The 15,063-nt window shown below is 47.6% G+C and carries 11 protein-coding genes; 6 read left to right on the forward strand and 5 right to left on the reverse strand.

What is annotated here, in order from left to right:
• Positions 1-5: 5 nt before the first annotated feature.
• The 5 genes from K9N57_01845 to K9N57_01865 all read right to left on the reverse strand — a co-directional run bounded on the left by K9N57_01845 (position 6) and on the right by K9N57_01865 (position 5,893).
• Entirely contained in the window at positions 6-509 is a 504-nt protein-coding gene (locus tag K9N57_01845; protein ID MCF7802910.1) for a hypothetical protein, read from the reverse strand.
• A gap of 3 nt (positions 510-512) precedes the next feature.
• The gene (tadA, locus tag K9N57_01850) at positions 513-2,372 is read right to left on the reverse strand and encodes a Flp pilus assembly complex ATPase component TadA (protein MCF7802911.1); all 1,860 of its coding nucleotides are present in this window, start codon (positions 2,370-2,372) and stop codon (positions 513-515) included.
• Position 2,373: 1 nt separating this feature from the next.
• Positions 2,374-3,711, reverse strand: coding sequence for a type II secretion system F family protein (locus tag K9N57_01855; GenBank protein ID MCF7802912.1), 1,338 nt, complete (start codon positions 3,709-3,711; stop codon positions 2,374-2,376).
• Between the two features lie 60 nt (positions 3,712-3,771).
• Positions 3,772-4,182, reverse strand: coding sequence for a hypothetical protein (locus K9N57_01860; GenBank protein MCF7802913.1), 411 nt, complete (start codon positions 4,180-4,182; stop codon positions 3,772-3,774).
• A 319-nt stretch (positions 4,183-4,501) separates the two neighbouring features.
• Positions 4,502-5,893 carry a sigma-54 dependent transcriptional regulator gene (locus K9N57_01865; GenBank protein MCF7802914.1) on the reverse strand — a complete coding sequence of 464 codons (1,392 nt, stop codon included), beginning with the start codon at positions 5,891-5,893 and terminating at the stop codon, positions 4,502-4,504.
• A 262-nt stretch (positions 5,894-6,155) separates the two neighbouring features.
• Between K9N57_01865 and K9N57_01870 the strand changes: the two genes are divergently transcribed.
• The 6 genes from K9N57_01870 to K9N57_01895 all read left to right on the forward strand — a co-directional run bounded on the left by K9N57_01870 (position 6,156) and on the right by K9N57_01895 (position 15,045).
• A complete protein-coding gene (locus K9N57_01870) occupies positions 6,156-7,292 on the forward strand; it encodes a hypothetical protein (GenBank protein ID MCF7802915.1) in 1,137 nt (378 codons plus the stop codon).
• A 119-nt stretch (positions 7,293-7,411) separates the two neighbouring features.
• Entirely contained in the window at positions 7,412-8,395 is a 984-nt protein-coding gene (metF, locus tag K9N57_01875) for a methylenetetrahydrofolate reductase [NAD(P)H] (protein MCF7802916.1), read from the forward strand.
• 39 nt (positions 8,396-8,434) lie between these two features.
• Positions 8,435-10,336 (forward strand): diguanylate cyclase, encoded by a 1,902-nt coding sequence (locus tag K9N57_01880; GenBank protein MCF7802917.1) that lies wholly within the window; start codon positions 8,435-8,437, stop codon positions 10,334-10,336.
• Positions 10,337-12,595: a hypothetical protein gene (locus tag K9N57_01885; GenBank protein ID MCF7802918.1), complete on the forward strand. Its 2,259-nt coding sequence runs from the start codon at positions 10,337-10,339 to the stop codon at positions 12,593-12,595.
• Between the two features lie 165 nt (positions 12,596-12,760).
• Complete coding sequence (locus tag K9N57_01890) at positions 12,761-13,825, forward strand: hypothetical protein (protein MCF7802919.1); 1,065 nt, start codon at positions 12,761-12,763, stop codon at positions 13,823-13,825.
• The gene (locus K9N57_01895; protein MCF7802920.1) at positions 13,810-15,045 is read left to right on the forward strand and encodes an amidohydrolase family protein; all 1,236 of its coding nucleotides are present in this window, start codon (positions 13,810-13,812) and stop codon (positions 15,043-15,045) included. Before K9N57_01890 ends, K9N57_01895 begins: the two co-directional genes overlap by 16 nt.
• Positions 15,046-15,063: the final 18 nt, after the last annotated feature.

A 15,063-nucleotide genomic window follows, 5' to 3' on the forward strand; every position in this document is an offset into this window, starting at 1 on the left:
GTCATTTAAAGGTTTTGGTAGTAGCTTTTCATGTAACTCAGGGTGATTGTGTCATTCAGATACGGACTATCAATAGTCACAAACATTCGTTTATGTGATGTTTTTGTCCCGGCATTCAAATCCGGGGCGGAAGCGTCGACATAAATAACATCAACCGATATCTGGAATACGCCGTGCTGGGTCGTATCAGCCACCTGATACTCATCGTAGTCATCAAAGTCATCGAAATCAGGGATATCTTCGCCTTCGCCGTTGCCGCCAAAATTGCTGGAATTGGAAAAATCGTTCGGGATGTTTGTCGGAATCGTTCCGCCAAGTGTCGCTTCATCAAACGCCAGGGAACGGAATGAATCAATATAGCTTTGTCCCAGGGCAATGGCGGCATAGGAGTATTCCTGTTCCACCATCATTTCGTTGTTTTGGCTCAGTACTGCGTTGATGTTCAACGTAGATAAAGAAAAGATGGTCAGAGCTCCGAGCACTAGTAAAAGTTCTGCGCCGCTGCTCATAAATCAATCCTCCACCGTAATAGCTGCAACTTCTTCCAGGGAAGTGACGCCTTCCTTCACACGTTCTCTTCCGGACGCACGCAGCGTGAGCATTCCGTTGCCAATGGCCATGGATTTTATCCGCTCCTCGTCGATCTGCTCGCCTGCATTCAGGATGGCATTCCTGATGCCTTTCGTGAAGGAGAGGGCTTCCATGATGGCGGTTCTGCCTTTGTAGCCGTTATGGCATTTATCACAGCCGACCGGTTTATAGAATGTGGTTTCCAACACTTCCTCTTCGGTGAAGCCGAGGTTCAACGGCACATCGGGGTGCATATCTTCGATGGGGGTTTTGCAATGATCGCAAAGTTTTCTGACAAGCCGCTGGGCCATCACCAGGTTCACGGCATTGGCGATTAGAAACGGCTCAACGCCCATCTTGTAGAGACGGGAGATCGCGCTCGGTGCATCATTCGTATGCAGAGTTGAAAAAGTAAGATGTCCCGTGTTCGCCAGTTTGATGGAAATCTCTGCCGTCTTCAGATCCCTGATCTCCCCGACCAACACCACATCCGGATCGTGCCGGAGGATGCCGCGGAGCGACTGATCGAAGGTCATATGGTCGCCCAGTTTCAGCTGCCGGGCGCCCCGGATTAAATATTCCACCGGCTCTTCCACGGTAAGCACATTGATACTGGGATCGATGATATGGGAAATCGCCGCGACCAGGGTAGTGGACTTACCGCTACCAGTTGGCCCGGTAATAATTACGATACCGGACGGCTTGGTGATCGCCTTGAGAAAGTCGCTATGCGCCTGTTCCTGGAGACCGAGCTTGTTCAGGTCCGTGATGACTTTTCGGTCATCGAGAACCCTGATAACGACTGATTCAAGCTTCCGGCTGAATTCCTGTCCAACGATTGGGAGGATTGAGACACGATACCGGATCTGATGGTTATCCACGACACGCTGGATGAACCCGTCCTGCGATGAATCCCGCTCGAATCGATCCACGTTCCGGGTTTTATCCTTGATTACGGCTGAGATCGCCTCCGGCTTTACCCCTTCCTGTCGGTGCCAGAGTTGGAGTTTTCCGTCGATTCTGAAATGGACTTCGGTGACGTTGCCTTCTTTGGGCAACACATGGATATCGCTGACACCGCGCCGGACCGATTCCAGCAGCATACCTTCCACCAGGGAATTGAGCATGCTCCGGTTGATCTCGGCGTCCAGTTCCTCTTCGTCAATTTGATTGGTTTGCTCGGCCACCTCCGCATCCGTGAACTCCATGTCATCCAGCAGATCCAGATATTCATTCTTCTCCTCGTAGACCTGCTCGATTAGATGGTTCAGGACTTCCAGCCGGCAGTACGCGATTTCGTACTGCTTAAAATTGAGATCGGAAATAATGGGGGAGATACCGGGCGCCGTCGGATCGGCTGCGGCAAAAACCAGGGCGTTCCGGTTCATCTCGTACGGAATAACCTTGTGATGCACCATCCGTGAGACGGTATCCTTGTCAAGATCTTCAAGGATCCCCTTAATGAATTCTATCTGCTCTTCCGGAAAGGACTCACCGCGCTGTCCCACGATACGGAAGGCGTAAATTCGTGCAATTTCGGACATTACTTCATGGCGATCGACGCCCAGGTCGTTATTGAGAATTAATCCCAGGCTCCGCTGGCTGTCCCCGGATTCCCTTTCCTGAACCGACAATGCCGTTTGGAGTTGGGACTCGGTAATAATTCCACGTCGTAGCAAAATACGGCCGAGATGCCTGGGTTTTTCGGTGGAGGGGACCCGTACATCCGTCCCCCTGGATTTCGGAAAATCCAGGGAAGGGGAGTCGTCTATTTCCGGCTGTTTTGAAAAGCGAAAGTTCATATTAAATTGGTGAGTTAGGTTGTATAACCGCTGTCTCAGAGGAAATTACAGTAATGGCGATCATCACTATCATTATAAAGAGACTAATTACGGCATTGATTGACGTTATGGTCTGTTCCATTTTGTGAGAGGTCTGTGCCTCGTAATAATCCGCAAGCTGCTTCGCATTGTCTTTCAGGGTGCCCGATTCAAAGCCAAGCCGGTACCGGCTGAGGGCTGTCTTTGGAAATACCCCGGTAGCTTCCAGTGATTCCAGAAGACCGGCGCCGTCCTTAAGCATCATTGGTATGGCAATAGATTTGATCCGGTGCTCGATGTAATTGTTTCTGCTGGCTTCAGCTGCAATTCGAATCACATCGACATTTTCACCAGAACCACTGTATAGGGTGTAAAAAACCCGCGAAAAAATTTCGATACTTGTGCGATGGAGAAGAGTACCGATGATAGGAATTTTAATGATATGTTTGTCAAACCAGAGCCGCCCCTTTTTAGTCTGGAAAAATATTACAGCAATAATGATGGGGAGAAGAGTGCTGATAGTTAAAATGATCCAGTTGGCTTCTAAATAGTTGCTGAAATCCATCGTCGCTGCTGTCATCGGCGGCAGATCAATATCGAACTTGACGAACATTTCCGCTGTTTTGGGGAATATATACGCGACATAGGCAATCACTACGCCGAAGACCGCAAAAAGGGTTATCATTGGCATTAATAATGATTTTCGAAGGTTCTTTTTAAATTCGGCATCCCGCTCCAAAAATTTTGCGGTACTCTCGAACACCTCTGCCATGTTTCCACTGGTGGAGGCAACACTCAGCATATAGGTGGTAAATTTGCCGAAAATACCCTGGTGTTTGCCGTAAACCTGGTCACCGTCTTTTCCGTCCTTTAAATCCTTTTCTATCTCCTTGATTGTCTGCTTCATCCGCTTATTAGTGACATCTTCACTAATTAACTTCAGGATTTCGTCAAATCTGAGTTTTTGTTTCAGGAGATCGGCAGACAAACTAATAAAGGAGACGACTTCAGAAGTCGGTACGCTTCCCTTAAAGTTGAAAAGCTTCTTCTCTACCCGGTGAACTTCATAACCAAGGTTTTCTAACGCATTAGTGAGTTCGGTGGCGTTGTAGGCGCGCTGTTCACCCTTGACGGGCTTTCCGCCGTTTTTGCTGACTTTATAGATGAAGATACGTTCTTCTTCTAAATTGCCATCAACAAGTCCCCTCTTTTTTTCAAAAAGGGCTACTTTTTTTCTGGCTTCATTTTTTTTGGCAGCTTCAAACTCTATCTGAATAGTTTTATTCTGCCTGGTATTACCTGTATATCTATATTTGGTCATAGGCATAAGGAAAGAAGCCCCTCCAATGAAATGGAGAGGCTTCAAAATTTTAACTATCTTTTAAGGGTTAGGAGTTGTTACAATTTCAACATTGCCTGCAGTTACAGTCGCAGTAATACTTTGCGCTCCACCTGATGCGGGAGTCGCAGTCACAGTAACTTGTGCTGAGTCTGCAACCATATCATATACTCCATTTTGGTTTTTAGCAGTAAGATTGTTGTTGTAAGTTGTATCACTACCGAAAGTGATATAGCTGAAATCCAATCCATTAAACGAATTCCCGCCCCCTTCCATCATTTCAGGTCGCTTAAACCATCCCTGTGCTGAACTACCTATATTCAGAAGGTCCGCCCTGACTGCATCCAGGTTGGCGTTGTCCGAGGCGGTTCCCATCATGTTAATTCCAACGACTACTGAGATACCAACGATGATTGCGCCGAGAACGATTAAGAGTAATTGTTGCTGTCCCATTTCATTTCTCCTTGTTTGGGTTGTTGTGTCACATATTCACTATTTACATTTTCAAACCGTATGCCAAACATATTTTGGGTAGTTTTAAGTACTTATAAAAACAAGGAGATAAAATTTTTAATTTTCTTCCTTTCGGTCGATATGTCTTTTAGAGGACGTCATATAAATCTTACACTTGGCGGGGTGTGTAAATATTTTTTAACACAAGTCAAGATTTGTAATCAGTGTGCAGGTAAGAAATAAGAGGAAAACTCTTTTGACTAAAAAATGAGGTGCAGAAAAAAGTGAAGAAGGGGAGGCGGGAATTACTTAATTGGAATCAGTTCTTCTTAATATCCAGTTCCTTCATCTTGTGGTACAGATGCTGGCGGGTGATCCCTGCGATTTCTGCCGCTTTGGTAATGTTATTATCGGCCGTACTTAAAAGTGAGGTAAAGTACACGCGCTCAAATTCCGTCTTCGCCGATTGATAGTCGTTCCCGTCAATCGGCGTGAATGACTGACTCTGCAGTTCGGTCTTAAAATGGGAGGGAAGATCCGAGTAAGTAATGGCCTCGGAATTGGACATGATAATCGCGCTTTCCAGAATATTAATCAGCTCGCGGATATTCCCGGGCCAGTTGTATTCCTGAAATTTCTCCATCACCTCGGGTTCGATGGTCAAATTCTCACGTCCTAACTTTTCTGCAAGGCGATCCACCTGGTAATCCACGATGAGCGGGATATCTTCGGTGCGCTGCCGGAGCGGCGGTAGCGAAATATTCACTACGTGCAATCTGTAATAGAGGTCCTCGCGGAATTTGCCGTCATCCACATACTGCTTCAAATCTTTATTGGTTGCGGCAATAACGCGGAGATCAAGTGTAATTTCCTCGGTCCCGCCAACCCGCCTGATAGTACTATCTTCGAGCACCCGCAACAATTTTACCTGGAAGTCTGCATCTGTTTCGGTAACCTCATCCAGGAAAATGGTCCCGTTATTTGACTCTTCAAACAGACCCCGTGTGCGCTTATTCGCCCCGGTAAAGGCGCCTTTTTCGTACCCGAAGAGCGTGCTCTCAAGAAGGCTTGATGGAATACCGCCACAGTTAACTGCAATAAACGGCTTTTCCGCCCGGTCGCTGTGTTTGTGGACGTTGCGGGCGGCGACTTCTTTGCCGGTACCGGACTCGCCGGTAATTAATACCGTGGAATCGTACTGTGCGACGGTTTTGATCATGTCCTTCACCTTGGCCATGGCGGGGGACCGGCTCTGCATCTCCGGAATATCCTTCTGCCGGGAGAGTTCGTTTTTCAGCGCCAAATTTTCGGACTTGAGTTCCTGCTCGGAGAACGCTTTTTCGATGCGGAGGTTGACCTGATTCAGGTCGATGATCGGTTTGACTAAATAATCGTATGCACCTTGCTGAATCGATTTTACGACGGTCTTGATATCGGAAATAGCGCTGATCATGATTACGACGATTTCCGGTCGCTCGGATTTGAAATCCCGTAAGAGATCCAGCCCGCTGTCTTTTTTCAGATTAATATCAAGCAGGGCAACATCGATGGCATGTTCACTGAACTTGTCTCGGGCAGACGGCGCATCGGCCGCTGTGAAGACCCGGTATCCAAGGTCGGACAGGTGTTCTTCAATAATCTCGGTTATCGACGCATCATCGTCGACAACGAGCACCTTATTTCGCTTATGTTGCCTTGCGCTTTGATTCATGGGCTGGAACGATATTCCTGAATATCATTGGTTTCTAAAAAGTGAAGTTAATTTAGTTCTCGATAGATTAGTTCACAAGCAAAGAGCGTATATATAAAATGAACGTTTGTCTTGAATCACACCTTCCCATGTTCAAGGATAAAATAAAACCTGATAATGACGACTCCCAAAGGAAAATCAATTTGATTGTAATCTGAAAATTGCTTAATAAAAATTACTTCAGCATTTTTTGTTTCAACTCACAGACAAAAAGGGTTCCCCTATGAGATCTGTCATCACAATCGGTTTTGTTGTCCTGATAACGGGAATATTTACTTTTGCGTATAGTCTGCCCAAATTTGCGGTCAGAGATGGCGTGACCTGCGGACAGTGTCACGTCAACAGCCAGGGAAGTGGGCTGCGGAATAGTTACGGTTCGGATTACTATTCCCGCCAGGTGCTTCCCATGGAAGAATGGGGCGATTTTGGCAGCGAAGACTTCACAGGACAACTCAATGAATTTGTCCGGCTGGGCACTGACATCCGAGTACAGTACTATCGGTACAATCAAAACGGGAGTTCTGAGCACGCGTTTTTTCCGATGCAGGCAGACGCCTACCTCAACATTGTTCCTGCTGAACGGTTTCAACTCTTCCTCGAACAATCGCTTTTTCGAAATTTTGCCGCCACGGATGTATGGGGGCAATACGAATTTGACAACGATAACGGATATTTTCGTCTGGGGCAATTTTTACCCGCATATGGATTACGGCTTGAGGACCATACTGCATTTGTCCGCGGCGGAAACGTCGGCGGGATTGCAACACCGGAACCGGTCGCAAATATCCCAACAGATCGACAGGGCCTGCACTGGAAGCCAACAAATCAAACCGTTGGTGTAGAAGCGACCCTCAAGCCTTTTGGACTAGAGGTTACCGGTAGCCTGGGCAAGCCTCGCAACGGAACATCCTATTCGACGACGCTGTCGGTAAAGCACGCCTTCTGGGTTGGCGATATAAATGCATTGGTAGGCGGGAGCCTTTATAACGGGGATGCTATCGGGATAGGAAGGACTTATTCCATGGCCGGCATCTATGGCGGTATTAATTGGGGAAAATTCACGCTCCTCGGAGAGGTGGATGTAACTGCTGATTATGCGGAACCGGACGCGACCGGGATGGCCACGTACTCGGAGATCACGTATAAGGTGATGGACGGACTCGATGTCGGGATTGAGCACCATTTTTACGACGAAAATATAGAATTCACGGAGAACAGTCTCACCCGGATCGGATTCGGGCTCGATATTATTCCGGTGGCCTATGTAGAATTTAAACCACAGTTCCGATTAGTCCGGGTAGCAGCGGATCCCGATTACGCCCATTCCGAGGTGATATTACAGGGACATTTCTGGTTTTGATCCGGTGAAATCAAGTTGATTCTACAGTAGTAAAAATCTATATTTTTGTACTGCCCGAACTGGTATGATATATCAGGGTTTCAGGGAGAATCATCTGACATCCAGACACAGGATTCCGAATGAAGGTTATAGAGCATCTCGAACGCGCGTCGGAGCCGTTGATCAGCTACGAAATTATCCCACCGAAACGCGGCGGGAGCATCCAGGGAGTCTTTGATACCATTGAAAGTATCATGCCGTTTAACCCGCCATTCATTGATGTAACAAGCCATGCAGCCGAAATAGACCTACAGAAACAACCGGGCGGAGTCTATAAAAAGCGGATTAAGCGGAAACGCCCAGGTACCATCGGCCTGTGCGCAGCCATCGAGCACCGGTTCAAGGTTGATGCGGTTCCGCACTTGCTCTGCCAGGGGTTCACCCGCCAGGAGACCGAAGATGCGCTCATTGAACTGAACTACCTCGGCATTGAAAATGTGCTGGCAATCCGCGGTGACGATCCCGGTTACCAAAAAGAGTTGCAGGATGGCCGTACCCGGAATGAATATGCCATAGACCTGGTTAATCAGATCCATGAAATGAATAATGGCAATTACCTGGAAGATCTCGCCAATGCAACGCCAACTGACTTTTGTATCGGAGTCGCCGGTTATCCGGAAAAGCATTTCGAGGCGCCCAATCTCGACTGGGACATCCAACAGACAAAAGCCAAGATTGAAGCCGGTGCGGATTATATTGTGACGCAAATGTTTTTCGATAATCAGCGATACTTTGATTATTTGGACCGCTGTCGGGAAGCCGGAATTGAGGTTCCGATCATCCCCGGCCTGAAAATATTAACCTCCAAGCGTCACATTAGTTTTTTACCCCGGTACTTTCATATTGATCTGCCGGAGGAATTATCACAGGAAGTTGCGGCTGCCGAGGGCGCTTCGGTGAGTGAAATCGGCATTGAATGGGCGTTAAACCAAACCATGGAATTGTTAGAAGCCGGGGTACCGGCAATCCATTTTTACATAATGCAAAGCTCTACAGTCGCCTCGCAGGTTGTCCGAAAGGTTACCGGCACCAGTGAGTTATTCGCTGTGCCAGGCAAGGGTTAAGCCGACAGCGTCTCATATCAAGTCAAGGGCCATCGATTCATGAAACATGCTATTTTGTTTGTAGACGACGATACAGACTTTTTGCAGTTTCTGGAAGAGCTTGCCCATAACTGGACGTATCCGACCCGCACAGTGGATTCGCCGCAAAAGGCCCTGGAAATAGTTGAAGAAAGCGATATCCATATCGTAGTTGCGGATCATAAAATGCCGGAAATGACCGGTATTGAGCTGTTAAATATCCTGAAAGAACAATATCCGCAGATTGTCAGAATAATGATGACCGGTTACGCTGATCTCGAGTCGGCAATGGATGCTATCAATCAGGGTGCGGTATTTCGGTTTTTCCGGAAGCCTTTCCAGATCGAACAACTCAAGGATATCCTGAATGCGGCAGCGAAGGAATATGACCGGAAACGGGCAAGAGAGTTACTGCTAGAGCAACTTGAAAATATGGACCCGCGTTCCGAGGGGGAACAAAAGCAGATTGCATCCCAGCTGGCAACGATCCGGGTCGATTTGGAATCCGGCGAAATTCTGGATGGAAATGAGGCAGGACTTAATCTCTGCCATTTCGAACAGCAGGGAATTGGAAAGAAAAAGTTTATGGACGTTTTTCCGGATCTGGATTTCGACCAGTTTACCGGGGATGTTTTAAGCGAGATAAGAGAATTTGGCGTGGGCTATACTCAGATTGATCTTAGAAATTCGGAACGGGATTTACTATATAATGTGACTGCGATCCCGGTCGCGTCAAACGAAGACATTAGTTCCGAAAAGTTTGGGCAGGTCTCCCTGATTTTTTCTCCGAATTTTCCACTGAGTGAGACGGAAATAAACCTCTATAACTATGTGAAAGAACTCGAAGATTCTGCCGAGCTCAAGGATCGCGGACTAAAGTTTTTGTATGAGATGAGCAAAAAGGTAGCCACGACGCAGGATTTCGAAGAATTTGTAGAGTCCATATTTGACGATCTGAAAGAAATAATCGGGTTCGATCTGGGCTTCCTTAGCGTTTATCAGGAAACCAATACCAAAATATTTATCCACACGAATTACCACTTGAACGATCCGGTAGAGGAATCAATTACCGGCGAAGTTATACGACAGTTTGAGAATGAAACGGGTGAAGATTTCGATGATAAACCTATCCATAAGAAAATACATGGGTGGGATGGCGAGCCGTTGCCGGATTCGGCTCCTGAAATCCCGTCTCCCTGGAAGGCGAATATCAGTATTCCGCTGAAGACTCCGGATCAGGAACTGCTCGGGTTACTATTCATCAGCTCGTGCGGTAAGAACAGCTATACCACCGAAGAAATCCGTCTGTTTGCCACCTTTAGTGCCCGCGTAGCGCTGGTGTTGCACGTCATAAACAACCTGGAAGTATTCCAGCAGGTCAAGGAGCTCGCGATAAAAGACAGTCTGACCGGCTTATACAACCGACGCTTCTTCGAAGAGCAAATTCAAAAGGAAATCGAGCGTTCCCAGCGATATGAAAATCCGCTCTCGTTTCTGATCCTGGATATCGATCACTTTAAATCGGTCAACGACACATACGGCCATCTGAATGGCGATGAAATCATTAAAAACCTTGCCTGGATTATCCGTGATTCATCCCGGAATATCGATATCCCGATCCGCTATGGTGGTGAAGAGTTCGCAATGATTCTGCCGGAGACGAATATTGAGGGAGCACAGATATTTGCCGAGCGTCTCAGAAAACGCATCGAAGAGCATGCGTTTGAGCTTACAGGCGATGCGGCGAAAAATACTCCTGAGATTCAAATCACGGTGAGTATCGGAATCAGTCATTTAGCCAAAGAAGAGCATGTCAATACACAGGATCTGGTAGAGCAGGGAGACAAGGCGCTGTATTATGCCAAAGAAAGTGGCAGAAACCGGGTTATTGATTATGACCGCATTGCAGCTGAGGTAGCCTAGATGTTAAGACACATTACTGTCTTCATCGTTTTCCTCGGTGTGATGTCGTACGGGTACGGTCAATTTCCAATCCAGGGAAACTGGAAATTTCATGCAGGTGACGATCCGAGCTGGTCCTCACCGGCATTTGAGTCCGACTCTGTCTGGCAATCGGTAAAAGTGCCGGAAAGTTTAGGTGAAGAATTTAACGGATATGGCTGGTATCGGGTCCGGTTTGTGGCGCCCGAACATATCAGGGAATCGAATAAAAGGTATTATCTGGTAGCGGGGTTTATCTCGGATGTGGATCAGGTTTATCTCAACGGGGGATTACTCGGTCAAACCGGTAAATTTCCCCCGAAAGTCCAGTCTGAACATTATTCGTTCCGGAAATATCCGCTGTCGTCCGGGCTGCTTAAAACTGAAAACCTTCTGGCAATTAGGGTGTATGATACCGGGGGAACCGGCGGAATTTATCGCGGACCTGTCGGCCTCTATACAGAAGAGCAAATTAAAAAAGTGCATCAGGTGAATTCTATACCACATAAATCTATCTATAAAATTCCTTCAAGCAATGGTTTAACTGCAATAGTCTATAACGCTGAAAAACATAGAATTACTCAGTGGTTGGACCATATTTACCAACAGTACAATCCGGAAACTCCCACACTGGATTTACTGTCTGAAGCAGGATTCACTGTTTACACCGATACCGGGCAGTATCAGCTCTCGTCTTTTTCCCCGGATCAGGTACGCTATGAATCCGGAACAGGAATTATCAGCGGAAAATTTCAATTGAATTCTTCTCTGACCTTAAGCACCTATCACTTTACTCCGCTCACCTCCGGGGATAGATTGGTTGTCAATATTGCTGAACTCACTGGTCCCGGTGCCCGGAATTCCCGGATTGACTTCAATATTTCCGATCTCGATCCGGCGGCCGTCCATTTAAGCCAAACCTACGAGTATAGTGCGGATCGATCCGTCCAGGTCGATATCCTTGGTATGCATCCCAAGGGGAAGAACGTCATCCTGCCGATTGTCCGGGAATATATGACCAAATATCCCGGCATGAACAGTTTGTACACTGAACGCGAATTCTGGGCAGAATGGCATGGGCAGGAGAGGCTTCCGTCCGGATTAAATAAAATGGAAGAAAAATTAGCCAGGCAGTCATCGGCGATATTGAAGATGGCACAGGTCCGGGAGCAGGGGGCCTCACACGGACAAATTTTGGCATCACTGCCACCGGGCAAATGGAATATCACATGGGTTCGGGATATGGCCTATGCGGTGGAGGCTTTGATCCAGACTGGACACTTTTCTGAGGCGCGTGATGCGCTCCGTTTTCAACTCCGAGCAGATGCGGGGAAGTATCAGCACTTCCTCTGGCAGGGAAAAGATTACGGAATACAGACGCCGTACCGGATTTCCGTTTGCCGGTATTACGGGAATGGAGCCGAATGGTCGGGTCAGAATGATGACGGTCCCAATATTGAACTTGACGGATTTGGATTGTTTCTGTCCACGCTGGGTAATTATTTCGACGCTACCAGTGATGTGGCATTTCTGCGTGAGCACTGGGACACTATTGCAGGGGAGATTGCAGACCCGCTCGTCAAAAGTATTGACAGTTACGGATTAATCAGGAGTGAGAGCGGTCCCTGGGAGCGCCATCTGCCGGGAAAACATTTTACCTTTACCACAGTTTGGGCTATCCAGGGTTTGGATGCGGCAGCCAATATGGCACTGGCGGTAAATGATGAATCTGCTGCTAGCCGGTATTTGAAGGCGGCAAACCGACTGTCCCAGGGATTTCGGCTCTATCTTGTTGATTCGAAAAAAGACGTCATAAAGGGGAATTTGGAATCTTCGCTGCCGGAGGAATATGTTGATGGCTCTGCTGTGTCCGCTATCCACTGGTTGGCAGGAGAGGATTTCGAACCACGACTACGGAATACAATGCAGGCCTTCAACACCTATCTTAAAATGCCGAGAACCGGTCCCGGATACATGCGACTTGCCAGCAAGGAATGGTATGATACACAGGAATGGGTATTTTTGGATTTACGGATGGCGGGGGGCTGGTTCCTGCTGGGCGAACGGTTCCGGGGTACGGAAGTCCTTGACTGGGTCACCGAACAGTCTCTGGCGAATTACGGCTTGATTGGTGAGTTGTATGACGAATACACCACAGACTATCGCGGGGCGTTTCCGATGGTCGGTTTTGGCGCCGGGGCCTATCTTCTGACGTTACAGAACAGAGCAGAAAATAGATAAATTGAACGTGTTAAATGCACATCACGATATAACATAAAGACAAGACTTTTGCGAACGCGGCTCTCCATATTCATGTTCCTTCTGGTTTTCGCGACGAGTTTCCCTTGTGGTGAATCTTTTGCTGATAGTCTCTCCACCGTTTACCATAACTGTACGCTGTACACAATGACTGATGCCGGAATTATCGAAAACGGAGTTCTAAAGGTAAAAGACGGATTAATCAGTTATGTCGGTACTCAGTTGGATACTTCTGATACAGCTGCCACGTATATCGATCTGAAAGGGAAAGTTGTTTCTCCGGGGTTAGTGGACTTACACACATCAGTGAGTATGCAGGAATCCGGCCGACGCAACCTTTACGATTTGTCCGTCTCGGACTGGATGAATTTTACCGGCGAACAAATCCAGTCACTGTTATCGCATGGAATCACAACCGTCGCTGTTCGCCCGCCAACAGATTCCCTCTTTGGTGGCTATTCATCACTAGTGGAAATAGCTCCGGATTCCCTTGGGGGGCCCAACATTCTCGTAGATACTTTGGACTACCAGATATCCCTTGTTGGCACTGACGATGCCTCGCTCCAATTCAATTCGCTGCAAAAGATGTATCGATTGCGGGAAGCAATACGCCAGTTGAGGAATCCGGCATACCAGGGGCTGGATTTTACCCCCTTGAGCGAGAAGGAATTCCTCGTAAAAACCGTACAGAAGGGGATACCCCTGTATCTTGTATTGGATAATCCGGTGCACTATTCCCTGGTTACTGAAATGCTGGCGCCACATGATGTTCAGTATTATTTTGGCGGTGGCAACCGGAGTACGGAATATATCCGTACGTTGTCCACTAGAGATTTGGAGACTTTTCCCCCATTAATCATCGGGCCGTCCACATTGAGTCTTGATACAGAAAAGAACAGGTATTATTCAATTCCGTCCCAATTGCTGGAATACGGTATTCCGTTTGCCATAGCTACGTTTGCGCCAACCCAACCGGAATGGACGCTTTACTACCAGGCACAGCAGACTGTTCAGTACGGCATTCCACCAGGTGAGGCTCTGCGGGCAGTCACCTCGGTCAGCAATCAATTGGTAGATTTGGTACATCCCGTCGGGGTTTTGCAGAAGGGCGCCAGAGCAAATCTACTGGTACTATCCGGAACGCCGATGGATATGATGAGCAAAATTTCGATGACTATTGTTCAGGGAAGACAGGTATGGGCCAGAGACTAAAATTCGTAATATTACTGGCGGTAGGCCTTGGCCTTTCGATCCTGGCGAATGCGCAGCCAGAGCCGATGTATATCGAAGGCGGCACGATTTACACTCTGAACGACGAAATTATCGAAAATGGCATTATCCGGCTGGAAAACGGCAAAATTACCTATGTTGGCCGTCGGATTACTATCCCCAAAGATGCCATAGTCCTGGAAGCTGTCGGCAAATATATTACCCCGGGATTTATTCTCGCCAACACTACCCTTGGATTGGATACCGACAACGAAACGGATCTGGTAAATCGTCAGCCGATAACTCCAGGATTCCGGATGATGGATGTAGTAGATATCAGCAATCCGGCATTTTCGGAAGCTATACTGCATGGGATAACCGCCGCCAACATAATGCCCCAACCGGATCGCCCCATCCCTGGGGTTGGTACCTTAGTGAAGACTGCTGGCGACCGGTATCTGGACCGGGTTGTAAATGAAATGAGCGCGTTGAGTATCAATTTAATCCGGGCCTCGCACCCCAACGTACAAGCACGGGAACGAAGTTTAGCCTCGGAGGTGGAATCCATAATTCTGATTAGAAACTGGCTTCGGGAGGCCAACCGAATTCGGGAAGCGCGGGAAGACTTTCAATCGGGCTATTCCGATTTTGATATCGACGGGCACACCCAAATGCTTATTCGGACCATAAACCAGGAAATTCCCGTCTTTATCTATGCAAATACGCCCACGGAGATTGAGCGTGGACTGTCGCTGCGGGAAGACTATGATTTCTCCCCGGTTTTTGTCGGAATGGAACAGATCGATATGTTTTGGGAGCGATTTTCGGACTGGCAGCCTCAGATTATTACCGGCCCATTGACTCAATATAACCCGGAAGGATTTCTACCGGCCGTATCAATAGAGAAAGCCGATTCCTTATTTCAGCGGAACTTTCGGTTCCATCTCCAGGTTGACCAATACAACGACGACGGTCTCGCCGGCGTGCAAAACCTGGTATATCAAGCTGCATTGCTTCAACGGCTTGGCATGTCCACGGAACAGGCGTTGAAAACCATAACAACAATCCCAGCAGAAATGTTACATGTGGAGGACAGACTGGGCACAATCGAGGTCGGCAAAGATGCCGATTTGAATATTTTTAGCGAACCGCCGTTGGAATCATTATCCTTACCGGATATAGTCATGGTTAATGGTCATATCGTAAATGAGTCATATCGATAGGATGTTATGTTTAAATCA

It is taken from the genome of Candidatus Neomarinimicrobiota bacterium, from assembly GCA_021734025.1.
Lineage (GTDB): Bacteria > Fidelibacterota > JAANXI01 > JAANXI01 > JAANXI01 > JAANXI01.